Below are 487 nucleotides of genomic sequence, written 5' to 3' on the forward strand. Positions count from 1 at the left end.
CTTGTTGAACACGTCGCCATACATGCCGTCAGTGCAGAACTTTTTCAGCTGCACGGCAATATCTTTGATGCGTCGATCGCTCTCTTCTCCGGCAATCTCAATCAGCGCATCTCTGACATCATCCACGAGTGCTTGGTTGCCCTTGCGCTCCCATGCGGTCACGATGGCATCGCCTAACACACTTTGCTGAAATGCGGTCAGTGGTGTGTAAGGCGAAGCGATGGTCGCAAACAGAGCCGTGATGTTATCGAGCGCTTCCATCATTGGGTCTACTGGCTTGCCTTCGTCGTCCACAAACTCAAAGTCAGCGTCCTGCATGGCGCCAAGATGGGTGAACGGGTTTAAGAAGATATTGGCGTGCGTCATATAAGTGCCACCAAGGCTCAGGGTGATTTTTTTATAGCTGACACCTTTGTCGAGTATCCACACTTTACCGCCCATGGCGTAGACGGTTTTGGCTATCTCCTGAACTAAGAAACTCTTACCA

Annotated in this window: 1 pseudogene; it reads right to left on the bottom strand. The window is 50.9% G+C overall.

From position 1 onward, the window contains the following. Positions 1-487: pseudogene (locus OH459_RS28165) on the bottom strand (type IV secretion system protein TraC); the annotation flags it as partial.

Origin of the sequence: Vibrio sp. MM46 (assembly GCF_027587135.1) — a bacterium.
GTDB classification, from domain to species: Bacteria; Pseudomonadota; Gammaproteobacteria; order Enterobacterales; family Vibrionaceae; genus Vibrio; species Vibrio harveyi.